The 499-nt window shown below is 70.7% G+C and carries 1 protein-coding gene; it reads left to right on the forward strand.

All coding sequences use genetic code 11. The features are described 5' to 3' along the window. On the forward strand, positions 1-499 hold a 499-nt coding region (locus tag SM447_RS30155), incomplete at both ends, for an amino acid permease (protein WP_474576250.1).

The raw sequence follows: 499 nt of genomic DNA on the forward strand, positions 1-499 counted from the left end.
CATCGGCACCGGCATCTTCACCCTCACCGGCATCGAGGCCCGGGACAGCGCCGGCCCCGGCGTGGTGATCTCCTTCGCCATCGCCGGCGTGGTCGCGCTGCTCGCCGCGCTCTGCTACGCCGAACTCGCCTCCAGCGTGCCGACCGCCGGCAGCGCCTACACCTACGCGTACGCGACCATGGGCGAGATCGTCGCCTGGATCATCGGCTGGGACCTGCTGCTGGAGTTCGCGCTCGGCGCGGCGGTGGTGGCCCGCGGCTGGTCCGGCTACCTCGCCGACCTGTTCGGCCTGCCGAGCGCCTGGTTCGCCGAGGAGGGAAGCATCGTCAACCTCGGCGCGATCGGCATCGTGCTGCTGCTCGGCGTGGTGGCCATCGTCGGCATCCGGGAGTCCGCCCGGTTGACCAACCTGCTGGTGCTGGTGAAGGTGGGCCTCTGCGTCTTCGTCGTGCTCGCCGGGGCGTTCTTCGTCAAGGCCGCCAACCTGACCCCGTTCGTC

This window comes from Micromonospora aridisoli (genome assembly GCF_056150025.1).